This window comes from Brasilonema angustatum, assembly GCF_059505445.1.
Genome location: NZ_JCACKO010000046.1, coordinates 1 through 23,215, shown reverse-complemented (window position 1 = coordinate 23,215; position 23,215 = coordinate 1). Strand labels below are relative to the sequence as shown.

Genomic DNA, 23,215 nt, shown 5'->3' with positions numbered 1-23,215 from the left:
GAGATGTTTGTAAAATCATCCAACCTGGTCTGAAAACCTTTGTCATATCTACTTTTTAGCCATTTTAAAAAAGCTACACTAAAAAGCATAAACATACGGTTGACAGATTATACTTTTTAAATGTTTAAAGCCTTGCTGTGAGATTTTCAGCTTGAAAAACTAAGTGCGTCTCAGCTTATGACTTTATAAGTGCATAAGTTAGTTTTACTTATCTCTATAAAGATATAAGTTTGTACATTTGGAATTTTGTGCCGTTCAATATTTGTAACCCTTATTACCTGTAACTATTATGCACATCAGTATTACGGACAAACTCAAAAAACGATTCCATGCGACTTGCGCTCTTCAGGGTTTGAAGATGAGTCAAGTAGTCAATGAGTTAATCGAACAATGGCTAGAAAAACAACACAGTTCGTCAAATTGGTCAGACAAAAAGTAAAAGGCTAGTGTCAAATCAGATGCTCTGTCTATGAGTAAAACCGAGTGAGAAAACTATGTCAACCATAACTGAAGTAAGGAAATGGTGCAAACAATCTTAATTTTGGCAGCAAATCCTAAAGGCACAACACCGTTACGTTTGGATCAGGAAGTGCGTGAAATTGATGCTGGACTACAGCGAGCTAAGCAGCGCGATCAATTTGTCTTGGAGCAGAAGTGGGCAGTCCGACCGAGGGATATCCAGCGAGCAATGCTGGATATCAATCCACAAATTATTCATTTTTCTGGGCATGGGACGGGAGATGAAGGTTTGGTATTTGAAGATGAAACTGGTTCGGCAAAGCTAGTCGATGGAGAAGCTTTAGCGGGACTGTTTGATTTGTTTGCTGATCACGTTGAGTGTATTGTCCTTAACGGTTGTTACTCAGAGATACAGGCAAACGCGATCTCTCAACACATTAACTATGTGATTGGTATGAGCAAGGCAATTGGAGATAGAGCAGCAATTGAATTTACTGTGGGCTTTTACGATGCCCTAGGAGCAGGACGACCCGTTGAATTTGCCCACAAATTTGGTTGTGCTGCAATTCGGTTAGCAGATATTCCAGAGCAACTAACCCCGATTCTCAAGAAGAAGCCAAATAGTGGTGAGACGGTAGCTAAGATAAATTTGCTTGAAGAGGAGCTTTCAGGAGCGAACGAAGCTACATCTGAGGAATCTCAAGAACTAAACGACTTTGACAGAGAAATAATTACAGAACTCTTAATACGTAGCGGACGTGCAGAGTATTCAGCACGAAAAGCATTATGTATAAAAATTGGAATTGAATCTAATCAACTTGGATTTATCAGACAATCTACTGATACTGACTTTGCCTTAGAGCTAATTAGTTATTTACATAATATTGATGACAAACAAGCTCTTTGTAAAATCTGCAAGGAACTAGAGATTGTCTTTAAAAGAGGTAAATACTCGGTTGAGTTAGAAAAAATTAAGTTAAAACTAAATTGTAATAATGTAGGAAGTTAAAAATATGTCCCAACAAGACTTACTAACTGAATCTGATGTAGATACATTAATAAACCTTTTGCTCCGTAGCCAGCAATCAAGAACACGAGAAGCACTATGTTTTAGTATTGGAATCGACCCAAAGCGACTTTCATTTTTAAGAGATTCTTCAGATTCTGACTTTTTTCTACTCCTGATTAGATATTTAAATGAAATAGGCGATCAAGAAGCTCTTTGCAAGCTTTGTAACAAAGAACTAATTCCTATTTTTAATAAAGGAACATATGGAAATTTCTTAGAAGAAATTGCAAAAAAACTCAATTGTAATCTGGAACTTAGACAGAATTATCCAAATAATAAAGCAGAAGAACAACTAAATTCTCGAATATCTAGTTCCACTGATGAATTTAACTTCAATATACTTAATCAAGTAGATGTATCAGAACCTCAATCATGGCTAAAAAAAATTTTTACTGCTAAATACAAGTTATTTGCAGGTGGAGTAGTTCTTTTAATTGGGTTTACAGGGTTTTATTTCTATGAGCAGAATATATCATATTCACCAGAATATGCTCAACTACAAAGTCTGCTAAAAAATAAAAATTGGAAAATGGCTGATGAGGAAACAGCTAAAAAAATGCTGGAAGTATCTGGCAAACAAAAAGAAAATTGGTTAAACTCGAATGATCTTGCTAAGTTTCCCTGTGAAGATCTCCGCACTATAGACAAACTTTGGATAAAATATAGTGATGGGAAGTTTGGTTTTACTGTGCAAAAGCGTATCTGGGAAGACGTTGGTGGTATACCAACAAAGGTAGACGACAATATTTCTGTATTAGAGGACTTTGCTCAGAAGGTTGGGTGGCGTAAGAGACCCTGGTCTCCAGATAATAACCTAAAGTACCAGCAAATTTCACCAGACGATATATATTATAATATAAACGCTCCCAAGGGTCATTTACCAACGGTTCATAGCATAGGTGTATGGTGGTTTGGTTATGGTAATGGTGGAGGGATTGGTGGTTCTTCTCTTTCTGTGCGACTTGAACAGTGCAACATACACTAAATGCGAAAGCTTACTTAGTTCCGCTTTTATGAGTTAAAACTTTATAGATATTATGTTAGTATTGCTTAATTTATCTTATAAGAAGGCTTATTGAATGAGTCATTCAACTTCTATAGGACTAGTATTTGATTTTTGAAAAACCAAATGAGCTAAGAGCTTACCGTACAAAGGTTTAGTTCTCAGTATACCTAGCAAGAATCAAGTATGATTCCTATATTGCTTGCCCACGCTCGCGTTTCTTGCTTGCTTGACAAAAATTTATTTCTTATCCCTCATTTATCACTCTCCGAAAACATTTGCCATTTCTGAATTCTAGAGCTTTTGTATAGCAAGTAATTGCGCGATTCTTTTCTAATAACAAATACAAGATCCATTTTTTTCTAATAGCATAGCTTGTATTGATTGCCTTATGAAGCTTCTAGCGATACGTCAGAGGCGTCTGCCCTTTGGGCAATCGTCTTTCTGGAAAGTGACAGAAGAGGGGTAGACTGAATTTCCTGACGTGGGAACTGGTGTACACTACGCTAACTTATTCAAACTTTCAATCTACAACATCAACTCGCTTTAATGCAGCCGTCAATTCTGTCATAAACTCAACAAAGACGCGAACTTTAGCCGAGAGATAGCGTTTTTGCGGATATAACACTGCGATCGGTAATCCAACTTGGGTCGTGTAGGATTGGAGAATTGGTTGGAGATCTCCACGCGCGATCGCTTTCGCTGCAATAAATTTGGGAAATTGAACCACACCAGCTCCTTGAATCACCGCCTCTAAAATGACTTCCGAATGATCGAATCGCAGATAACTGTCAACGCAAAGGTCAATAGATTTTCCGTCTTGTTCAAACTTCCATTTAGGCTCTCGCCCGGTCTGTGGATAGATAAAGTTGACACAGCGATGCTGCAACAGTTCTGTGGGCGTTGTGGGTGTACCATACTGGGCGAGATACTGCGGCGAGGCACAAGTAATGTAGCGTGCAGTTGCCAGGTGGTGCATGATTAAACGGCTATCGTTGCTTATTCCAATCCGCACAGTCGCATCGATGCCTTCCTCAATCAGATCGATCACGCGATCGTTAAAAGAAACATTCAGGTTGAGATCACGATATTGTGTAGCAAATCGCAGCAGAGCCGGAGCGATATGCATTTTGCCAAACACAAAGCTCAGATCGAGCCGCAATGTTCCGCGCGGCATTGACTGCGATTGTTTGACTTCGAGTTCGGCTTCTTCCAAGTCGTTGAGAATTTGCTGACAACGTTCATAAAATCGGTTGCCATCTTCGGTCAGCGTCAAACTGCGAGTCGTCCGCTGGAGCAAGCGCACCCCCAATTCATCTTCTAAGCGCAATACGGCTCGACTCACGGCTGAAGGAGCCATTCCTAACTGTCGTGCTGCCTCCGAAAAGCTGCAACATTGAGCGGAGCGCATAAAAATCATCACGCTTTTCAGCTTGTCCATTCACGCACACGCATTTTTGAATTTTTTGCATAACTGTTTTGAATTTTAACTACTTTTTCCCTTTTTCTGTACAAGCTACTATTTAGACAAAATGGAATTAGGACTTACGCACAAGAGATCCCCCAACCCCCTTAAAAAAGGGGCTTTTAAGATCCCCCCCTTTTTAAGGGGGGCTAGGGGGGATCCAAGTTTCGGGTTTTGAGTGCGTAAGTCCTAGGAATTTCAAATACACAAACAGCAATAAAAATGGAAAATTCAAATCAAACAATTCTCGTGACTGGCGCGACTGGCAACCAAGGCGGTGCGGTGGCGCGTCATCTTTTGCAGCGCGGAAATTTCACGGTTCGCGCTTTCGTGCGCGACCAAAACAAGCCCGCTGCCCAAGCACTCAAACAAGCGGGTGCAGAACTGGTAGAAGGAGATTTTAGCGATCGCGCTTCACTTGACCGCGCTCTGCAAGGTGCCTATGGCGTTTTTTCGTTGCAGACCTTCCTCAAAGGCGGATTGGAAGCTGAAGTTCGCGATGGCAAAAGGGTAGCAGATGCAGCAAAAGCGGCGGGTGTTCAGCATTTCGTCTACAGTTCGGTAGGAAGCGCCGAACGCAACACGGGCATTCCGCATTTCGACAGTAAGTTTCAAGTCGAAGAATACATTCAATCGCTGGGTTTGCCTTACACGATGATGCGTCCGGTTTTCTTTTTTTACAATTACAACGAAATGCGTCCGATGGTTGAAAAGGGAACGCTTTCCCAGCCGCTTAGTCCCGAGACGAAATTGCAGCAACTTTCCGAAGAAGATTACGGGGAAATGGTCGCCGAGGTTTTCTCACGTCCCGCAGATTTCTTGAACCGCGAAAAGGAAGTCGCCAGTGTGGACATGAGCATGACCCAAATCGCTGCCGCGTTCAGCCGCGTTCTGGGCAAAACCGTTAACTACCAACAAATTCCGTTTGAAGCGTTTGAGCAGCAAGCTGGAGAGGAGGTGACCATCATGTTTCGCTGGTTAGAGAACTTTGGCTACAAGGCAGATTTGGATCAGTTGAAACGCGAGTTTCCTGCCCCGACTGACTTTGAGTCCTATTTGCGCGACCACAACTGGGCAAAACCAGCCTGAAACGCGTCTGCTGTTGGGTCAAACAATAGATTGTTCACTTGAAGAAAACAGGTATTTACTCAGGTATTACTGTGTCCTGAAAATCCACACCACTAAGGTTGGCTCCCCTGAGTTTCGCTCCCTCAAGCTTAGCTCCTCTGAGATTAGCTCCTGCTAAGTTCGCTCCTTGGAGGTTAGTCCATCTCAAGTCAGCTTTACTCAAGTCAGCTTCACTCAAATTAGCTCGTAACAAGTATGCACCACTAAGGTGAGCTTGCCTGAGATTAGCTTTGTACAAGTCAGCTTTGTAAAGGTAAGCGCCAATCACTTCTGCTTCGTACAGGTTTGCCTGACTTAAGTCAGCCGCAATTAAGTTCGCTGCGATTAAGTTTGCAAAACAGAGGTTAGCACGAATTAGCTTTGCATGACCCAAATCGGCATCTCTCAAGTTAGCGCCTTTCAACTCAGTCCCAATCAAGTTAGCCTCACACAGGAAAGCGCCTTTGAGATTCGCCTCAGTCAAATCAGCTCCAATCAGATTGGCATGACTTAAATCAGCTTGTGTCAGTGTAGCAGCGCTTAAGTTAGCAACACTGAAGTTAGCAGCGCTTAAATTGGCTTTTATGAGGTTGGCTCTGTAGAGGTTAGCGCCATTGAGTTCAGCATCTCTAAGATCTGGTTCAATTTGGGGATTTCTCCTTCTCCACTCATTCCATGCCAGCGCACCTATTTCTAGTAAAGCTTCATGCTGAAGATTTGCCATGTTCTACTCCTGACGCCCACTCTGAGAATTTACCCGACCAGCTACATTTTCAATCGCCGTTAATGCTCCTTGAGCACCTGCAAGAATATCTTGTTCTGATCCACCTAAGTAAAGCCGTCCAAAGCTCCCTACAGGTTGAACCGCAAGGATATTAATCGCCGCCGCTTTCTCCGCTTCATTCGCAGCCAGTGCAGCATAAGCAGCAGGCTCAACTTCTAATACATACAGTGTTTGCCCTGCTAGCAGCATTTGTCCCCGGTTCGTGCGATTGAGAAGCTGTGCTTGGTAAGCATCAATGTTACGGATAATCTGGTTAGAGACAACACGCGGTTTGAGAGATTCGTGTTTTTGGACTCCTAGTGTCGCCAAAATGGCTTGACCAGCAGCTCGCGTTTCGCCTTGGGAACTAGAATGAATTTCCAATAGACCGTACAGTCGTTCGACGACCAGTGCTCCCGGACGGACAGAGGCTGCTTTCAATGCAACATCCGTAATCCGATTAATTTCGATACCAGGAGAGATTTCAATCCATAGCGATGTATCGCCTGGTAATGGCAAGAAACCTTGAGAGACTGTTCCCATATATGCTGCATGTTGAGGTTGCAGGTTGTCAAGAAATACGAAACTGCGTAGTTCTATTCCCAAGGTTGTGCTCCAGTCATAAAGGCAAAAGTTATCTGTTGCAATATGTTAAGTGCAACCAACCTTAAACTACCATAGGCTGGGTACTAGAATTGCTGGGTTACGAAGTTTGTTTTTCAGTATCCTTTTCCCCTACACCCCTAGTTCTGGTCATTCGCGCTTGTTGTTGAGCCGCGCTCTTTTTCAAACCCAAAGAACGTAGAATTTGGACAGCAGCCATTTCACCTGTTCTACAACCACCTTCCATATAACCTTGGAATTTTTGGGAGCAATGTTCGCCAGCAAAAAATAGATTACCTACATTTTCTTGTTCAGCTCCTGCAATTGTTGTCCACTGTCCAACAAGATAGCAAGCATAGGAGGCTCTTGTATAAGGTTCTGTGGGCCAATACGCACGAATAGCTTGACCTTTGCGCACACTAGGAATTCCTGGGAATATCTTTTCTAATTGTGTGAGCAGTTTTTGAGCTTGAGATTCAGCGGAACCTTGCCCAAGAAGTAAACTGCTTTGACCGCCAGTAAAATTGGTGAGTAGACCACTTGAACCTGGTTGATAACGAGAAGCTTCGTAGATGTATTCAAAGTCTAAGTCGGTAGAGACAAATGCAGTTGAGTTATAGCGTGTGCGCCAGATGCGTTCTCGATAAGCGGTAATTAACTTGGCATTGTTACCATAACCTAGTTGAGCGATCGCCTTCTTTTTTACTTCTGGCAAATCTACATTTAACGAGACTTGACGCAAAGTACTAAAAGGTAGCGCCAGCAAAACTCGTTCATATGTTCGTTCAAAAGAGCGGTTACCAGAACGCAAACTGACTCGGTAACTGCCATCACTTCGAGTTGCGATCGCTTCTAATTCCGTTCCTGTTTCGATAGAATTGGTTAAAATTCGTGCTAATAAACGAGGGACTTGGTCATTTCCACCAACAATCTGAAAACGTTCATCACTTTCGGCACTAATCTGGAAGCTGTTCGGATCTGTGCCAATAAAAAGCAGCATATTTATACTAGACTGCTCCTTCGCTTCTCGACCGTATAAACCAGTATAAGCAGCTTGTATTCTCTGACTCAGAAGCGGGTGAACTTGCGCTGACTCTAAATACTGAGTGATAGAGGTATGATCTAACTTACTAGCAGCCTGATTGTGTGTGCGATAAGTAATAGGTGTCTTGCCGATAGCAGCTAAATCTCGCTTTATTTTTTGTACTAATGGAGCAAACCATTGTAGAGTTTCTTTTTCTGAGATGTGACGCCCTTGAAAATACGATGTTGATTGTATCAAATCCTTATCATCTGCATACAAATCTGCAATTTGCAAACCTAATTCCTGTGCCAGAGAGCGTAAGCTAGTATGGATTGTGTCAATAAATTCTCCACCCAAGTCTACGGGTATAGAAGTACCTAAAGCATTTTGTACTGTATATATCCGACCACCAATACGATTTCTTGCCTCAACAATATCCACAGGAACCCCTGCTTGAGAAAGGCGATAAGCAGCTACGAGTCCAGCAATTCCCGCACCTACTACCAAGACTTTAGGAATTGTGGCATATGCAACGCCGTCACCTCCATCATCCCACGTCACTGCACTGATGGCACTTGCTAATCCCAAGCCTCCATATATCAAGTGACGACGAGTGGTCTTTTGCTGGAGAATCTCAACTATTTCGTCCGCAGGAATTCCTGTTTCTAAAGATACCTGAGTTATTTTGTAAGCTCGCTGTAAGAATGCCATCAACGCCGATCTCGCCATTGCATTTGCCTTTATTGTTTATTGTTATTTCAAGACAAAACACACCAGCTAGAACACCGATTGAGTATTCATAATTGTGACTAAAAAACCCGGTTTCTTCTTGTTGAATCAACCAAATTTCGGTCTTCCCAGTAACAGAAACCTGGTTTTTGGGATTAGTGAATCGGTGTTCTAGATAATTAGCTACTTTCATGAGTGTAACACCGTTCCTCTATAGTATTGAAATAGAACATTAGTTACCTATGCAAACATTAGGATAGAGTGTTGCAAAATAAAGAAAAAACCAGAGACTGAGCCTCTGGTAATATTTGGATAAAAGCAATTTCGATCAAAAAGTATTGTAAAAATATATAAATTAACTCTCGTCTCGACCGTGAACTTCAGCAGGTGGACTGGTTGCCTCAACAGCGGTAAATGGTTCTAGAATTTTGTAAGTGTGGGATGCTCCTTTTGGCACTACCCAGGAATTTCCAGGCTCTAATGAAACGACTTGACCTTCAATATGCAACTCGGCACGACCACTGATGACATAACCAACAGTTTCATATTCCCGTGTTGCGGGTTCTTTGGATTCATCAGGTTGTTCGTTCTCCCAAAGACGCATTGAAACAGATTTACCAGATGCAAGATACTTTTGACCCTGTTGACCTTTGGGAGAATGGGCGGAGTCTACTTTTTTAACGCTTGTGTCAGACATATTTGTTTCCTCAGTTAGGTTTATATCTGGGTGTGTAGAAAAAAAAACCAATGACTAATGACTCATGACTAATGACTCATGACTAATGACTCATGACTAATGACTAAACTTTGATGGTTTTGCCTGTGCGGGCTGCTTCGTAAATAAGCTGCATAAGTTTAACGTCTTGTAAGCCTTCTTCGCCGGGAGTTTTGGGTTGTTTGTTCTGTATGATGGACTCGGATAAGTGATCTATCTCTAGGGCGAACTGATTGTTGTCTTCAATTTTTTGCTCTTGGTTACCGTTTTTGCTTTTTATAATCAAGCGATGTTTGTAGTAATCTGTGGCTGGATCTAATTCCAAGACGGCGTCAGACCCGAAAACTTGTATCCGTTTGGTATTGGAGTAGCCGTAGCTGGAGCTGCAGTTAGCAAGAACGCCGCTAGGAAAACGTAGCACGAAGTTGACATTTTCCTCGACTTCCCGAAACCGGGGGTCGTTAGGGGTACTGTATATCATGGCACTAATTGCTACAGGTTCATCGCCTGTGATGTACCGTGCTGCTTGTAAGCTGTAGATACCAATGTCGTAGAGAGAACCGCCGCCAGCTAATTTTTTTTGCACGCGCCACCGATCTTGAGGTTCTTTGGGGTTGAGGTTTCGTCCGTGATCTGAGGTAATTAACTTGAGCTTACCTAGTTTTCCACTACGAGCAAGTTCAATGGCTGCGAGGTTGTATGGTTCGTATTGGGCGCGGTAAGCAATCATCAATTTGCGGTTTGCTTTTTTTGCCGCATCAATCATTGCTTGGCATTCTGCTACAGTAATCGCCATCGGCTTTTCACACATTATGTGTTTGCCTGCTTGCACTCCACGAATAGTGTATTCCGCATGTAACGCGTTGGGTAAGATGATATAAATAATATCTACTTCCGGGTTATTGCGGATAGAGTCATAGTTCTGGTAATTGTAAATATTTTTGGGGTTGACGCTGTATTGCTGGGCATACTTTTCGGCTTTGGCGCGATCGCCACTCACCAATGCTACCAACTTCGACTTCTTGCACTCTGCAAACGAGGGCATTATCTGTTTGGTGGCAAACTCACCTAAACCAACAATTGCCCATCCGAGCTTTTTTTCCGGAGATAAAGAAGGTTCATTGGATGGCGCTGGTGCTGCTTGGGCTAGAATACGGGTGGGTTTGATAATGTTTCCGACTGCCCCAACAACACTCAGTCCCATGAACCCAAAACCTGCCTTATATAAAAGAGCACGCCGAGATAGTTCTTTTTTTACAGAGTCAAACATAGTTAGTCATTAGTCATGAGTCATTGGTTCGCCAGTTCCTTACAGTGGGAGACCGGTAAGGGTCATTTGCAGCAAAGCACAAATGATCAATGCCCTTATGGTTTCAATACAACTTTGATGCAGTTGTCTTTCTTATCCTTGAAAATTTCGTAACCGTGAGGTGCTTGTTCTAGAGGTAAGCTATGGGTGATAATAAATGATGGGTCAATGTCGCCATTCTGGATGTGCTCAAGTAAAGGACGTAAATACTTATGGACGTGAGTTTGTCCCGTCTTAATGGTCAAACCTTTGTTCACAACAGCACCCATTGGCACTTTGTCCACAAAGCCTCCGTAAACACCCGGAATTGATACATGACCGCCTTTACGACAAGAAAGAAGCACTTGGCGCAAGGCTGTAGGTCTGTCTGTTTCTAGACGTACTGCTTGCTTTGCTTTGTCGTATAACGCCATAAAGTCTGTGCCGTGCGCTTCCATTCCTACTGCATCCATCACAGCATCAGGACCACGACCCCCTGTCATTTCTTTAAGGGCTTCACCAACATCCACTTCTTCGTAGTTGAGGACTTCTGCTTTGCCGTATTCTTTCGCCATTTGTAGGCGTTCGGGGACACGGTCAATGGCGATCACACGCTCTGCACCCAGCAAATAAGCGCTCCTGATGGCGAACTGCCCAACTGGCCCACAACCCCAGATAGCAACGATATCACCAGGTTGGATGTTACAGTTTTCCGCTGCCATGTAACCAGTCGGAAAAATATCTGTCAAAAATAGTACCTGTTCATCCGTTAAACCATCAGGTATTTTGAACAAGCCTACATCGGCAAAGGGAACTCTGGCGTATTCTGCTTGACCTCCAGCGTAACCACCTAACATATGGGAGTAACCAAATAGACCTGATGGTGAATAACCCATCAACTTTTCTGCCATCCAACTATTGGGGTTGGAGTTGTCACACAGGGACCAGTAATCATGTTTGCAAAAATAGCAGTTACCACAGGCTATTGTGAAGGGAACGACAACGCGATCGCCCACTTTAATATTTTTTACTGCACTACCAACTTCAACGACTTCCCCCATGAATTCATGACCGAGGATATCCCCCTTTTCCATTGTGGGGATGTAGCCGTTGTAAAGATGCAAATCAGAGCCGCAAATTGCCGTCGAGGTAATTTTGACAATAGCATCTCGTGGGTTAATGATTTTGGGGTCTGGTACCGTTTCGACTCGCACATCGTTAGCACCATGCCAGCAAACTGCTTTCATAGTCTTTAGTCCTTAATAATTGCTGATTCGTCATTATGGTGTAGGGAGTTACCGTACCCTACACCATAGACTCTACTTATCTGACTCTGGCAGAATCTTGATAGTATCCTTCTCGTCTTCCAGTTACTGGTTCAACAGTATTTTCAACTTTTTTTTCAGTTGACCTCAAAAATTCTTTTGTAGCGCGAGGAGGTTCTTGATCAAGATTGAGTTTTTCGCGGATATTCTCAGCAGCTCCTTTTAAGGGGTTTGAACCACTATTTTGAGATAGCTTATTGCCTTTGCTGAAATTGTCCTCATCGGGTGTTGCGTTGTAATGAGTAGCTTCTGGAGTTTTTACGGCATCACCCACTTTGTTGACTTTTTCGCGGACATTATCAGCAGTTTCTTTTAAGTTCTGTTTTGTTTTGTCAACTACGTTGTTGTCGTTGTGATTAATTCTGCCAGCGCCTTCAGGTGTTCCTTTGTAATAAACACCTTGTGGGCTGCTTACGGTGTCATTAGCTTGGGCTTGTAATGCGCCATAGCCAAAAGCTTGCGTGACGAAAAATGTTAATCCAACTAGAAAAACTGTCAAAATCTTACGTAAGCCAGTCATACAAAATCTCCGTTTTTTTTCCTTTTCAGTCAGATAATATGCTCATCATAATATCTGAAAATACTATGAATAAGTTACTATATCTGAAACTTTTTATTGCAGTTTTTTTTGCATTCAAAGTCATTCGTCGCTAGTCAAAGTTATTAACTAACAACTTCATTTTTCGCCTGTTGGTTGTCCCTCATTAGTCGCAATTTCGCCTGCTTCCATTAACATCTTGAAACGGCGTAAATCATCACCTATTTGCTGTTCTGGTTCTTCACCCAAAAATTTAGCAAATACAGATGCTAAAACACCACCAGGCGGGTTATATTGAAGAACAACTTTGACCTCAGTTCCACGATCACCAGGCGCTTTTTTGAAGCGGACAAAACCAGAGTTGTCAACATCTGCACCTTGTACTGAAGTCCAATAAATAAATTCGTTTTCCCGGTCTTCAATAATATTTGCATCCCACTCCACACTTCCACCCAAAGGTGCATTTGCGATCCAGTGAGAACGCTTATTATCGTACACTTTCACAGACTTGAGATGCTTCATAAAATTGGGCAGATTCTCGAAGTTATGCCAAAAGCGGTAAAGCTCGTCTGCCCCCTTATCAATCGTGACCGTCTTTTCCACTTTTATCACTTGACTTATGCCTCCGCCAATTACTTGCTGTGCTGATTTAATTGTGCTTCGTTGTATGTGATATTACTCTGATAAATCAGTCTACTTTCTGACAATAGCGGTTCTTCACGACAAAAATTACGCCGCCTTCTAAGAAAACGGCAAGCCCTCCTGCGTCATGCTGTCTCACCGCTCAAAAGACGTCTACTAGTCGAGTTTGCTCGCAAGGGCAGAGTGGCTACTCCCCAAAGGTACGATACCCCGCCCAGGTGCTTGTTCCACAAAGACGTTACATTGACACAGCAGATCCTGTAGTCGGTTTAGCAGGCTTGACGTCTGCACCCACCCGAGTCCGATACAGCTCTACCAGTTGCTGCTCGTCTGTCAACAGGTCTTTGTGAATTTGTGTGAACATTGCAGTTGATACTGGGTCAGTCGTTGCTGGTATCAAGTTGCCAATATCACCAATACCCGTTTGCACATCGCCCAACGCAGATCGCAACTGATAGATATCGTCACTTCCTGTAAGAGCGGTTTTGACTTTCGCGTACTGGTTAGCAATATTTGCTGCTAAAGAAGGTTTTTCGCTTAGTTCATTTAGACGCGCTTCCAAAAATTCGATGTGGCGCTGTTTATTACTAATCATCTGCTGAAACAGAGATTTTATTTGTGCATCAGATTCTTTCTCTGAGTACTTCTCCAACGCTTCTTGGGAATAACGTTCACCAGAAAGAGCTGTATTCAAAGCCTTAACAACCTCACCCTTGGTAGAACCACCCCAAGCATTAGCCAATTTCCACCATTCGGCTTTTGGATCTCTCTCATCTGGTAAAGCCGCATCTTTACCACCATAACCCAAACGACTCAATAAAGCTGTGGTGAAAATTGGCAAATCTCCGGGTTGACGTGAAGTAATCAAATTTCCGTCAACTACTAAAGGCTCATCTACATAGTTAGCACCAGCATTAATTATATCTTTGCGAATTGCTAAGAAACCAGTGGCTTGTTTTCCTTTGAGTAAGTCGCCTTCAATTAGAAGTTGTAGTCCGTGGCAAACAGCAGCTATTAATTTTCCTTGCTGCATCGCTTCTTGCACAAATCTGACAGTATTGGGGTTGAGCCGCATTTTATCGGGAGCCACACCACCGGGAATGACTACAGCATCAAATTCAGAAGCTATTGCTTCAGTTGTAGTCCCGTCGGCTTGCTTAGAAACTTTCCCTTGTTTCCCTTTATAAGTTTCGTTAACACGAGAACCAAGGACAACGACTTCCATTCCCGCTTGCTTTAATGCATTGAATGGTACTTGAAATTCTGCATCTTCTACATCATTTTCGATGAGGATAGCAACTTTTTTGTTTCCACTACTATTGTTGACCATTGGTTTTCCTTAATTCCTCAACTTACTAGAATATTCAGTGGTTCAAGTATCATTCCTTAACTTTTTTTGTGAGTTTTAACCTGTCACTCAGGACTTAATCACCTACACTCTTACAGTGACTTCACTTGTTAGTGATACTGGGAAGAGTTAAACGTAATTCTGCTGATAACTTAGCTTGAAATTATTCAAACTTAGTAAATATGATAGCATTCCTTAACACAATAATATAAGTATAAGTATTTATATTATTGTCAATTACTTTATCCATTTATTAGTGATTTTAGAAAACAGTCAGGAGCTATGATTTTGAGTTCAATTTGCTCAAAGCTTAAAGTCATAGTTCCTAACTACCTTATCACTCGACCATGAATTCATGTACTTACTTACTTTATGACATTTCAAAAGCTTTTATTCGTCGTTCTTTAGGGATATATTTTTGATTTATTAAGTGAGATACAAATGTTGCTTTTGAACGAGCACTTTTCACAAAATATCAAAAAAAATAGTTATGAGTTGTAAGGAGGTAATGGTCATCAGAAAAAATATTTTCTAATTTCCACCTCTTTCAACCCATAACTCTCCATGAAGTGGCTATAACGTGAATTGATACATATAAGACTATGCATCAATAAGTTGCTTCTCTTCATTCTTAAGGAAGATATTGTTTTATTTCAAAAGTCATACATCTTTAGGAAGACTACCCTTTGAGGATAAAGCGTTATCTTGAGGATGCAGCAAGGACTAGGATTATGGCAGAAAAAAAAGATTTAGCAAAGCAAAATAGTTATAACGAACTTGAAACAGATGATTTGCCAGAAGAAATTACCGAATCTTACGGCACTGGTGTTAAGACAGAACCGGGGTATAATATTGGCGATCATAAACTGCGGGCTGAAACCAAAAGAAATTCTGATGTCAATCCAGAACTAACAGCAGGGGATGTGGATGCAGCTTGGGAAACAGCAGCAGATGAAGGTGATGAAGCTGTAGGTGGTACCGCTCCTACTCCTGATCAAGATATTGTAGATGAACTCGGTGCTGCTGTTGGAATGGAAATGGACGACAAAGCCTTTTTACGCACAACAGAAATTTTAGATCAGCGCGATGACAACCGTTGGGAATTAGATCCAAAGTCATCGCAAGATTATGAAAACAGAAGAGACTGAATAACAAAAGGATGAGGGAGTCAGGGAGTCGGGGCTTCCTTCCCTTTCTTCTTTGCTAAGCATTAATTGCTGTTTCCACCCAGTTTTGAGGGTGGAATTGTTGTGAAACATCTCCTGCATAGGGTATTCCTTTACCACTGTAACGTTTAATTGAATTGACTACGTGCTCAATTGGATCATTAGGTAGTCGATTAACAACAACTGATCCTCCTTGTTTGGCAAATTTATGGGCGATCGCTTTTCCAATTTCAGTGGAAGGGCATGTAATAATAGCTACTTTCGATTATAAACGTCTTTCCATGTTTTAACCTCCTGAAAATTCTGTCAAAAACTCGAATTTTAGAATAAACAAGCCATTTGATAGATGTTTTCTGTTTGATCTTTTGAGCGCCTTCTGAGAATTCATCACAAAAAATCTAGAATTTTTCTAAAATCTCACTCCATTGTTTGTTTTCTTATTCTTCTGTTTGATTTCGATACATCTGCCTTGAGTGGGGTTAAATACTCAATAAATGTTTGATACTCTTTTTAATGTTAGTAATTTATGGCAATCGGAGTTTTTTATGACATCCATCCAAACGGGCGATCCAACTATTCGTGAATATGTTACAGCTTGGCAAGGGTTGGACGTAGATGAACAACTAGCTTTATTTTGGTTCGTTTACAAAGAGATGGGTGGTTCCATCACACCTGCTGCACCTGGTGCTAGTACTGTTTCTCCAGAAATTGCTGACGGTTTGTTCAATCAAATAAAAGAATTATCCGACGATGAGCAGTTGCAATTTCAGCGTGATTTGATTAACAAAGCAGATAGTGATTATACCCGGATGTATGGCTCATTGGCTGATACAACCAAACTACTGTTTTGGTATCGCTTAGCCCAAGGTATGGATCAAATTATTATCAAGCCTATGCCTCCAGACTATAAGCTTTCCGAGCAAGCTCAACAACTGCTCGGCAAAATTATCCAAATAGAATATGAGCAACAAATCACTCTTTTCCGCGATTACGTTTCACCAATGGGTGCTGAACCCAAACCAGGTGCGGAAATTTAAAATTCTCAAATTGTCAGATGGCATAATCTTTGTTATTTAGCAAAGAAAAAACTATAGATAAGCACAGAGTTAATATACTCTACTATTTACATCTGTGTTTATCTATGCTTATTAATATTGAAGAGTTGTATTTTTCTCGCCTGTCTTTAGATAGTACTAAGAAAGTATTTTTACATAATCATTAAACTTTGAGACGGAGATTATGTGATAGTATAAACAAACATTCAATATATAGCAGTCCGAATTGAATTCTGAGAAAATACGTAGTTTAACATCAAATCTTAATATGAAATTTTATTCAGTCCTGGCGATTATAAATCGCGGCTACACAAACCAAACCCGCTGGCGCAGGTTATTTTATTAAGTCCACGTACGTGAACTTTTTTTGTGTACTAGCGAATTTTATTAGCCCAATTGTTTCCAAATTTATCACCAATAGTTTAGGATTGCTATGGAAACAAGTGTAAGTTAAAAGGTAAAATACTCATAAATGAAATTAGTCTTTCGCCATTTTAATTGTATCGTAGTTTTTTCAGTTAATATAAAATAATAATTTTATGTTTAAAGAAGAGACATCTGTTAGACAAAATATTATCAAAAGAAAACACCTTATTCAGAGCCTATTTACTGGTCTAATAATTGGTATAATTGCTGGTACGCCTGTGGGCTGGACTGCTCATCAATACTATTATCAGCAACGTCTAGCTCAGACTTTGCTATGTCGTGAACAGAATAAAAATAAACCACTTGCAGTTGTTGATTCTATGTGTGGTCGAGAATTTTAATAGATTTTTTGGCGTTGCTGAATCAGGGTATGAATTGTCATTCTGTTAGCGTAGCGTGCTCGTAGGGCATACGTGGAGTGAAGCGTTCGCGTAGCGTGTCCCCTTGGGACTCAGCGTGCGCCTTTGGCGCTTAGAATCTCGCAGATGCTACCCTGCGGGAAGGCACCCCCTAAGGGGGCGCTGCGCAAACGTGCCTACATTTCGCTCCGCTGCATTCAGCACAGGCATTGCTGAATTCATACTTCAAATCAGCAATGCCGATTTTTTTACAAAAATTTGAGTTTGAGGGCTACTTAGAACACGCAGATGAACCCAGATTAATAAAGAAAAGGAGCGCACCGCTCAAAAAACGGTGTGCTCTGCGCGATCGCTCCTTGCTATGAAAAACTTTGGTTCAAGAGAGTTATTTCACTAAAGCTGAATCCGCTTTGTAAAATCACTCCTCTTGTTAGCAACGTTTTAAGGATGAGTGTCAGTGTATGTGTGGATCACAAACACTGTTTTGGTTAGCATCCAGCCTACCCACAGACAATATGTTGCCTCATCCCTAACTTTTGCTCGAACCATTCACACAGCTGTATTCTTAAGCATGACTTCCATACTCGTAAGCACCCATATCAGTGCCAGCACCTTGAGGTCGTTGTACACCATCCTTGTCATGTTGATCGTACTGACCAATTGCTGAGGAAGCAGTATCAATTGCTGGCGATCCAGATCTGAGGTGGAAATCATTGCCACTTGAATTGACAAATCCTACTGACTAAACCTTGATGTTGTTGGTATCCTTCATGTTGTCAATTCCAGTTCCACCTTCATACAGCTTGTCAAACTTGTTTGAAAACGAGTTACCATCCAAAGTCACATTGCCTGCATCTTCAATCAACCCATTCCGGTATGTACTATTAGTAAACTTATTGTTGCGTACCACAATGTCGGTTGGTTTATAGCCGCCAGTGACATAACCACTGCCATCAATGTTAAGGGCTTGGACATTATTATCAACGGTATTGTTGAAAATTTCAACGTTACGAACGTTACTAGTCACGGCAATGCCGTTACCAGGATTCATACCTTGTTTTCCATTTCCAGAAACAACATTGTCATGGATTCGGACATTAGAAACATCCCCTTGCTGAGGCACTTCATCTGCAACAACAATTCCATCAGCAGTGTTTCCAGTGACTACATTCTTGTAGACATCAATGTTAAATGAAGCAGCACGGTTACCCTCTATGTAAAGAGCAGGACCACCTTGATAGCCTCCATATGTACCAGAAAGCGAGGCTTGACCACTTATATTGTTGTCATGAACAGAGCCATTGCGAGAACCGGTTTTGATGTCGATACCTTCACGTTTGCCATCTTTAACGGTATTATTAGCCACCTCAAAACCATCAACACCCCAAATGCTCAGGGACTCTTGCGTGCCAGTTGGGTCAGATACAGAATTGTCGCCTGTGCCACCTGGCCATTTCGCATTGCTTTTTTCGACAGTGTTGTTGAGCACCTTGATATTTTTACTAGTAACCTCAGCATCTCCACCCTGGAAGTAATGGTCAGGCATGACGATGATACCTGAAGAGCCAGTATTGTAAGTATGGTTGTTTTGAACAGTCATATTGTTGGCATCACGTAAAGCGATTCCAGCCCAGGCACTATTCTGAATATTGAAGCCATCAATAGTCCAATAGCCTTTGCCAGCTGACTGAATAACTCCTTCTCCGAAGGCTCCACTACTAGAGTCAGGGTCATCTAGTGTGACATTACCATTGGCTTTAAGTGTGATATTACCTGACTGACTATTACCAGATTTACCAAGGGTAATTTGCTCATTGTATGTACCTGGTTGAACCATAATAGTGTCACCAGCTTTGACAACAGAGTTCTCCCCAACCGCATAATTAACAGTTTTCCAAGGTTTATCACTTGTACCTGGATTGCTATCATTACCATCCGGTGAAACGTAGTACATACCACCAGAGTTATTTGCTGTTGGCGTTGAAGAAGAGGGGGATGCAGGTGTCGGTGCAGAATTAGGGGATGGAGATGTCCCACTAGAATTGTTAAAGTCCTGAGTGAGCTGGTCTGAATTAGAGTCACCGACGAGGGTGTCTTGTCCTCCAGTTAGAGGGTCTCCATTGCTACCACCAGAAAGATTGTTGTTACCATTGTTGACGAGGCTCGGATCATGACTAGATAGACCAGGCAGAGTACTGCTTGCATTATTGCCATTAATCTGAGTCCCATTCCCACCAGAGGCGTTGTTGGTCCAAGAATCGATGGTATCTTGTACACCTTTGGAAATTCCAGTACCTTCTCCATTCGCATTAAGAGTGGAATTTTGATGATTGCTGGGATTAGGAATGACATCGGGAATTTGTTGACCCGAGACATTGCTTTGAAGTGCCTGAGATTGAGAATCTGTAATGTTCATTATTTTGCCTCCATCAAGTTCTTCGTTAACGTCTTAACTGGAGATGACCCGAAGAAAGGCAGAACCCTGAATGTTAGAGCAATTGAATTCAGCTCTAAAAGCTCGCGGAAATTACGTGCTTACTGGAGCAACGCACGTTCAACCCAAATCTTCAACAACAGAAACAACGCTTCTGTTTTTGAAGCTTTTTCAAAGTTAGGTAATTATGCAACAGGAATTAGGTAAATGCTTCACTCATTTTGGGCTTAGCCATTGTTTGGTGAATTTATTGAGAGATTTGGCCTAAGCACCCTTGAAGTTGGGATGAATTTTTTTCCTTTGTACATTATATCAGGACTTATGCAACGGTCAAGCACTTAAGTGATTTTTCTGCCAACTGCATCTAACTGGAGTTTAGACTAACAATTTGATTAATTCTCACCAATCATCGTCTATGTAAGGTTTTTGAGGTTCGCTTTCTTCACCCAGCGAGAATTTGAGCTATTTGTCCAAAACTCTTTCTATGTAAACAGCTTGGCGTTTATATAGAAATTAATCTAAAGTCCAAATAAAGCTACGATAAAAACATAGAGAAAGCAAAGGAAACAAAAATGACAACTACCACAGCAACAGGAACACCACGAGTCTATGTAGCATTTTAGTATTACTAATGTAATCACAAATGACAGGGAGCTTGGATAGATTGCGATACGCCCTTGGCGTCTGCGCTCCGCGCAATCGCCTCTGGAGTGAGAAAAGTCTATTTACCAGAGGGAAGCTTTAGTTCGAGATTTAATTTGCTCCCTATTTCCATAACATTGTTTGCAAAGTCTGTCATACCTGCAATCGGGGCAGCGACTAGAGTAGCAGCAGCTAGTAAAGCTAGTAGACGCTTTTTGAGTTTGGGTAAATCGCGTTCTTTTTCTGGCTTTTGAATTTCTGCTTCTACATCATCAATATCAATGATGATGCCTTCGCGGTCATCTGGTGGGAATTGGGCGGCAGTTTGGCGCAGGTTGCCGATCAGTTGCAGAATTTCGGTGATGTTTGCGCCGCTTGTTTGATTAAGATTGCTTACTGTGGCTTGGGCTTGGTTTTGAGCGACAAATCCAATAGTTGCGTCTTTGAAGTCATTTTGGTTTTTATCACCTTGGATTTTATCACCTTGGATTTTATCACCTGCAACGTTATCGCCTTTGCCGTATTGATGGATGGTGTTAGACATAGTTTTTAGGGGTTTGTAATGGAGTTTTAGGAGTTGATGGGCTGGTAAAGCTTGCATGGCATAGGTTTGACCGTCATCATCGCTGAATTCTACTTCGTACACTTCGGGGGCGAGGATTTCGACAATGGTTCCCACTTGACCTGCAAGGAGGTTATGTTCGGATAAGGGAGTTTTAAGAGCAACAATATCTAATAAATTGAGTTTGTTTGGAGTTGCAAACATGGGCATTACTTCAAAATATAGCAACTAACGAGACGGGGAAAATCTTCGGTGGGGCGGACGATCCAAGTTGTGCGGATGTTAGCAGTGTTTTGGTTGCGGGTGATGGGGAAATCGACGATATAGCGTTGACCATATTCATCTAACAGGCTGGGAATTGCTTGATAATTTTGAATCGCATCTTCGATTAGCAGTTGCAGAATTTCTGGATCATCGCTACCTAAATCTAGGATAGCGGCAAATAATCTGGCTTTGTGCTTTCCGCGATCATGTTGGGAGTTGAGGCTATAGTTTTGCAGTTTGTTGCGATCAATAAAGGCTAATTCAAAGTTGGGTAACTTGATCCTGTTTTATTGCCTTCGACCTCATCGCCAGCAAAATTATCGCCTTTTCCATATTGATGATAAGTGGTATTGTACTGATTATGAATAGAAAACTGTTTTTGCCTTTCTTCCTTGGATTCATAGCCATCTAAAAGTTGACGCAAATCGAGTTTTAATTTTAGTTTGCCGATGGTGATTGTGCTTTCACCCATTGCCTCAAGTCCGAGAAGTTCTTGGTAGTCGAGGGGTGGATGTTTGGGATATTTGGGGACGGGAACCCATTCGGTGATTTCGAGGTTAAGATTATTGTGGATTTTTTGGAAGACATCGCGGAGGATGCCGAGAAATAAGCGGCGGGTTTCTTTGCGTCCGCTAATGGTGATGAAGATTTTTTTGTCTTCGGGATCGGCTTTGATGCGAGCGATGTTGTAGATTTCGTTGTTTTCTTGATATTGCAGCATTACGCCACTGCGCCAATAGATTTGCTTATAAATTTTTTCGTGGGTGATGACGATGAAGCGGGAGATGATGCTTTCGGGGAGAACTTTGTAATGGTATTGAAATTCCAGGGTTTCGCCGTGGAGTTGTGTTTCGTCTGGTTGGTCTTTGGGCAGAAGTCCTGGAATCAAAAATTGTGGTGGTTGACATTCTAGTGCAAAGCAAAGCTCAAATCCTTTCATCAACTCGATCAGATAGTTGTGACGCTTGGTGGGGTAACGCTTTGGATCGAGAATGCGGGTGAGATCGGCGGGGGTGAAAATGCCTTTGGTTTTAGTTTTGAGGTTTTCATCGCTCAGGAGCGCGTAAATACCTTCTGTCACCCAGTTGGGTTTGAGGACTTTGGTATCTTGGAGGGAGTTGCTATCTTTGAGGATGGGATGATCGCGGAAGTTGAGAACTAAGCCGAGTCGATGCAGCAAGTCGATTAGTTGCTCTTGGTTTTGTTCTTCGGGAATCTCTTTTTGGTGGCAGATGCCGATGTAGCTGTTGTAGCTGATGAAGTCTTGGGGCATGGATTCAAGTTTTTGTTTAACCTCAAACCATGAGAGGGGTAAAAGGTCGTAGACTTCTTTGAGTTTGGCGATTTGCTGCAAAATTGCGGTGCGAAGTTCATCAATGCCGATATTGTCTTGGCAGGAGGTTTCGATAATCGCTTGGATGTTAGGATATTTTTCGCGTAATGCCTTGCGGTTGATGTCGAGGGGTTGTTCGTCTTTTTTGTTGCCAACGATAATTACCGGAGACTGTCCGCCGAAGCTTTCGATGAGTTTGAGCCAATATTCGATGCGGTTTTCTTCTTCGCTGGTGCGACAATTACAAACGAGGAGATAGAGGCTGCGCTTAGTCAGAAAAAACTGATGGGTGGCATGATAAATTTCTTGTCCGCCAAAGTCCCAAACATTCAGGCGGATATCTTTGCTATTGACCTGCACGTTCCAAGTTTCCACATTGAGTCCGTCGGTTTGGGGTTGATTTTTATCATATTTATCGCGGATTAGTCGCTCGATCAGGGATGTTTTGCCGACGCTGCCTTGTCCGATGAGCAACAGTTTGGCTTCGTGGAGTGGACGCACTTCAGCGCTTCGGAGTAATCGCAAGTAATTGAAAATGTCTTTAACTGAACCAACATTTTCAAAAGCTCCTAAAATCTCTGGTGAAATAGGAAGCGGATTTCCTCGTAAATCTAGTTTTTCCAATTTCGGCAAACTTTCGATCGCCTCTGGAATCTGGGTTATTTGGTTGCCCTTGAGGTGAAGCTCCCTCAGATTGGTTAAATTAGCCAGCGCCTCTGGAATCTGGGTTATTTGGTTGCCCTTGAGGTGAAGCTCCCTCAGATTGGTTAAATTAGCCAGCGCCTCTGGAATCTGGGTTATTTGGTTGCCCTTGAGGTGAAGCTCCCTCAGATTGGTTAAATTAGCCAGCGCCTCTGGAATCTGGGTTATTTGGTTGTAACTGAGGTTAAGCTGCG

The 23,215-nt window shown here is 42.0% G+C and carries 21 protein-coding genes and 2 pseudogenes; 7 read left to right on the top strand and 16 right to left on the bottom strand.

The window, feature by feature from the left end; translation table 11 throughout:
- The first annotated feature begins 289 nt into the window (after positions 1–289).
- The 3 genes from AC5JM2_RS10570 to AC5JM2_RS10560 all read left to right on the top strand — a co-directional run bounded on the left by AC5JM2_RS10570 (position 290) and on the right by AC5JM2_RS10560 (position 2,513).
- On the top strand, positions 290–439 hold the full coding sequence (locus AC5JM2_RS10570; RefSeq protein ID WP_495834842.1) for a plasmid partition protein ParG: 150 nt from the start codon (positions 290–292) through the stop codon (positions 437–439).
- A gap of 81 nt (positions 440–520) precedes the next feature.
- Positions 521–1,468 carry a CHAT domain-containing protein gene (locus AC5JM2_RS10565; protein WP_495834841.1) on the top strand — a complete coding sequence of 316 codons (948 nt, stop codon included), beginning with the start codon at positions 521–523 and terminating at the stop codon, positions 1,466–1,468.
- A gap of 4 nt (positions 1,469–1,472) precedes the next feature.
- Positions 1,473–2,513, top strand: coding sequence for a GUN4 domain-containing protein (locus tag AC5JM2_RS10560; RefSeq protein WP_495834840.1), 1,041 nt, complete (start codon positions 1,473–1,475; stop codon positions 2,511–2,513).
- A 541-nt stretch (positions 2,514–3,054) separates the two neighbouring features.
- Here the strand turns inward: AC5JM2_RS10560 and AC5JM2_RS10555 are convergent.
- Positions 3,055–3,972 carry a LysR family transcriptional regulator gene (locus tag AC5JM2_RS10555; RefSeq protein WP_495834839.1) on the bottom strand — a complete coding sequence of 306 codons (918 nt, stop codon included), beginning with the start codon at positions 3,970–3,972 and terminating at the stop codon, positions 3,055–3,057.
- A gap of 246 nt (positions 3,973–4,218) precedes the next feature.
- Here AC5JM2_RS10555 and AC5JM2_RS10550 point away from each other — a divergent pair, with 246 nt between their 5' ends.
- Positions 4,219–5,085 (top strand): NmrA/HSCARG family protein, encoded by an 867-nt coding sequence (locus tag AC5JM2_RS10550; protein WP_495834838.1) that lies wholly within the window; start codon positions 4,219–4,221, stop codon positions 5,083–5,085.
- A 55-nt stretch (positions 5,086–5,140) separates the two neighbouring features.
- Here the strand turns inward: AC5JM2_RS10550 and AC5JM2_RS10545 are convergent, their stop codons facing one another.
- From AC5JM2_RS10545 to AC5JM2_RS10505, 9 genes and pseudogenes are all read right to left on the bottom strand, one after another.
- Complete coding sequence (locus AC5JM2_RS10545) at positions 5,141–5,827, bottom strand: pentapeptide repeat-containing protein (protein ID WP_495834837.1); 687 nt, start codon at positions 5,825–5,827, stop codon at positions 5,141–5,143.
- Between the two features lie 3 nt (positions 5,828–5,830).
- The gene (gene ccmP, locus AC5JM2_RS10540; protein WP_495834836.1) at positions 5,831–6,472 is read right to left on the bottom strand and encodes a beta-carboxysome protein CcmP; all 642 of its coding nucleotides are present in this window, start codon (positions 6,470–6,472) and stop codon (positions 5,831–5,833) included.
- Positions 6,473–6,569: 97 nt separating this feature from the next.
- Positions 6,570–8,222, bottom strand: a complete 1,653-nt coding sequence (locus AC5JM2_RS10535; RefSeq protein ID WP_495834835.1) for a flavin monoamine oxidase family protein — start codon at positions 8,220–8,222, stop codon at positions 6,570–6,572.
- 355 nt (positions 8,223–8,577) lie between these two features.
- Complete coding sequence (locus tag AC5JM2_RS10530; RefSeq protein WP_210616558.1) at positions 8,578–8,919, bottom strand: cupin domain-containing protein; 342 nt, start codon at positions 8,917–8,919, stop codon at positions 8,578–8,580.
- 103 nt (positions 8,920–9,022) lie between these two features.
- Positions 9,023–10,207 carry a Gfo/Idh/MocA family protein gene (locus tag AC5JM2_RS10525; RefSeq protein WP_495834834.1) on the bottom strand — a complete coding sequence of 395 codons (1,185 nt, stop codon included), beginning with the start codon at positions 10,205–10,207 and terminating at the stop codon, positions 9,023–9,025.
- A gap of 95 nt (positions 10,208–10,302) precedes the next feature.
- Positions 10,303–11,472, bottom strand: a complete 1,170-nt coding sequence (locus AC5JM2_RS10520; RefSeq protein WP_495834833.1) for a zinc-dependent alcohol dehydrogenase — start codon at positions 11,470–11,472, stop codon at positions 10,303–10,305.
- A 76-nt stretch (positions 11,473–11,548) separates the two neighbouring features.
- A complete protein-coding gene (locus tag AC5JM2_RS10515) occupies positions 11,549–12,070 on the bottom strand; it encodes a hypothetical protein (RefSeq protein WP_495834832.1) in 522 nt (173 codons plus the stop codon).
- Between the two features lie 156 nt (positions 12,071–12,226).
- Positions 12,227–12,754, bottom strand: a pseudogene (locus tag AC5JM2_RS10510) (SRPBCC family protein); the annotation flags it as partial.
- Between the two features lie 214 nt (positions 12,755–12,968).
- On the bottom strand, positions 12,969–14,060 hold the full coding sequence (locus AC5JM2_RS10505; protein WP_495834831.1) for a DJ-1/PfpI/YhbO family deglycase/protease: 1,092 nt from the start codon (positions 14,058–14,060) through the stop codon (positions 12,969–12,971).
- A gap of 749 nt (positions 14,061–14,809) precedes the next feature.
- Between AC5JM2_RS10505 and AC5JM2_RS10500 the strand changes: the two genes are divergently transcribed.
- Positions 14,810–15,226 (top strand): DUF6335 family protein, encoded by a 417-nt coding sequence (locus AC5JM2_RS10500; protein ID WP_495834830.1) that lies wholly within the window; start codon positions 14,810–14,812, stop codon positions 15,224–15,226.
- A gap of 55 nt (positions 15,227–15,281) precedes the next feature.
- Here the strand turns inward: AC5JM2_RS10500 and AC5JM2_RS10495 are convergent, their stop codons facing one another.
- Positions 15,282–15,494 carry an SDR family NAD(P)-dependent oxidoreductase gene (locus AC5JM2_RS10495; RefSeq protein WP_495834858.1) on the bottom strand — a complete coding sequence of 71 codons (213 nt, stop codon included), beginning with the start codon at positions 15,492–15,494 and terminating at the stop codon, positions 15,282–15,284.
- A 295-nt stretch (positions 15,495–15,789) separates the two neighbouring features.
- On the opposite strand from AC5JM2_RS10495, the gene AC5JM2_RS10490 reads away from it, so the two are divergent.
- Together AC5JM2_RS10490 and AC5JM2_RS10485 are read left to right on the top strand one after the other, a co-directional pair.
- On the top strand, positions 15,790–16,281 hold the full coding sequence (locus AC5JM2_RS10490) for an orange carotenoid protein N-terminal domain-containing protein (protein WP_495834829.1): 492 nt from the start codon (positions 15,790–15,792) through the stop codon (positions 16,279–16,281).
- 557 nt (positions 16,282–16,838) lie between these two features.
- The gene (locus AC5JM2_RS10485) at positions 16,839–17,066 is read left to right on the top strand and encodes a hypothetical protein (RefSeq protein ID WP_495834828.1); all 228 of its coding nucleotides are present in this window, start codon (positions 16,839–16,841) and stop codon (positions 17,064–17,066) included.
- A 583-nt stretch (positions 17,067–17,649) separates the two neighbouring features.
- Here the strand turns inward: AC5JM2_RS10485 and AC5JM2_RS10480 are convergent.
- From AC5JM2_RS10480 to AC5JM2_RS10460, 5 genes and pseudogenes are all read right to left on the bottom strand, one after another.
- Positions 17,650–17,787 (bottom strand): annotated as a pseudogene (locus AC5JM2_RS10480) (choice-of-anchor Q domain-containing protein); the annotation flags it as partial.
- Between the two features lie 39 nt (positions 17,788–17,826).
- Positions 17,827–19,500, bottom strand: a complete 1,674-nt coding sequence (locus tag AC5JM2_RS10475; protein WP_495834827.1) for a right-handed parallel beta-helix repeat-containing protein — start codon at positions 19,498–19,500, stop codon at positions 17,827–17,829.
- A gap of 739 nt (positions 19,501–20,239) precedes the next feature.
- Positions 20,240–20,926, bottom strand: a complete 687-nt coding sequence (locus AC5JM2_RS10470; protein ID WP_495834826.1) for a DUF4926 domain-containing protein — start codon at positions 20,924–20,926, stop codon at positions 20,240–20,242.
- A gap of 5 nt (positions 20,927–20,931) precedes the next feature.
- Positions 20,932–21,222: a DUF6883 domain-containing protein gene (locus AC5JM2_RS10465; protein ID WP_495834857.1), complete on the bottom strand. Its 291-nt coding sequence runs from the start codon at positions 21,220–21,222 to the stop codon at positions 20,932–20,934.
- Between the two features lie 20 nt (positions 21,223–21,242).
- The coding region (locus tag AC5JM2_RS10460) for a COR domain-containing protein (RefSeq protein ID WP_495834825.1) at positions 21,243–23,215 on the bottom strand (1,973 nt) is incomplete at its 5' end.

Excerpts from the sequence above, each read along its gene's own strand:
- AC5JM2_RS10570 (WP_495834842.1), top strand. The coding sequence starts at position 290 with ATGCACATCAGTATTACGGACAAACTCAAAAAACGATTCCATGCGACT.
- AC5JM2_RS10500 (WP_495834830.1), top strand. The coding sequence starts at position 14,810 with ATGGCAGAAAAAAAAGATTTAGCAAAGCAAAATAGTTATAACGAACTT.
- AC5JM2_RS10535 (WP_495834835.1), bottom strand. The coding sequence starts at position 8,222 with ATGGCGAGATCGGCGTTGATGGCATTCTTACAGCGAGCTTACAAAATA.
- AC5JM2_RS10530 (WP_210616558.1), bottom strand. The coding sequence starts at position 8,919 with ATGTCTGACACAAGCGTTAAAAAAGTAGACTCCGCCCATTCTCCCAAA.
- AC5JM2_RS10555 (WP_495834839.1), bottom strand. The coding sequence starts at position 3,972 with ATGGACAAGCTGAAAAGCGTGATGATTTTTATGCGCTCCGCTCAATGT.
- AC5JM2_RS10545 (WP_495834837.1), bottom strand. The coding sequence starts at position 5,827 with ATGGCAAATCTTCAGCATGAAGCTTTACTAGAAATAGGTGCGCTGGCA.
- AC5JM2_RS10560 (WP_495834840.1), top strand. The coding sequence starts at position 1,473 with ATGTCCCAACAAGACTTACTAACTGAATCTGATGTAGATACATTAATA.
- AC5JM2_RS10565 (WP_495834841.1), top strand. The coding sequence starts at position 521 with ATGGTGCAAACAATCTTAATTTTGGCAGCAAATCCTAAAGGCACAACA.
- AC5JM2_RS10550 (WP_495834838.1), top strand. The coding sequence starts at position 4,219 with ATGGAAAATTCAAATCAAACAATTCTCGTGACTGGCGCGACTGGCAAC.
- AC5JM2_RS10515 (WP_495834832.1), bottom strand. The coding sequence starts at position 12,070 with ATGACTGGCTTACGTAAGATTTTGACAGTTTTTCTAGTTGGATTAACA.
- AC5JM2_RS10470 (WP_495834826.1), bottom strand. The coding sequence starts at position 20,926 with ATGTTTGCAACTCCAAACAAACTCAATTTATTAGATATTGTTGCTCTT.
- AC5JM2_RS10505 (WP_495834831.1), bottom strand. The coding sequence starts at position 14,060 with ATGGTCAACAATAGTAGTGGAAACAAAAAAGTTGCTATCCTCATCGAA.
- AC5JM2_RS10485 (WP_495834828.1), top strand. The coding sequence starts at position 16,839 with ATGTTTAAAGAAGAGACATCTGTTAGACAAAATATTATCAAAAGAAAA.
- AC5JM2_RS10490 (WP_495834829.1), top strand. The coding sequence starts at position 15,790 with ATGACATCCATCCAAACGGGCGATCCAACTATTCGTGAATATGTTACA.
- AC5JM2_RS10525 (WP_495834834.1), bottom strand. The coding sequence starts at position 10,207 with ATGTTTGACTCTGTAAAAAAAGAACTATCTCGGCGTGCTCTTTTATAT.
- AC5JM2_RS10475 (WP_495834827.1), bottom strand. The coding sequence starts at position 19,500 with ATGAACATTACAGATTCTCAATCTCAGGCACTTCAAAGCAATGTCTCG.
- AC5JM2_RS10520 (WP_495834833.1), bottom strand. The coding sequence starts at position 11,472 with ATGAAAGCAGTTTGCTGGCATGGTGCTAACGATGTGCGAGTCGAAACG.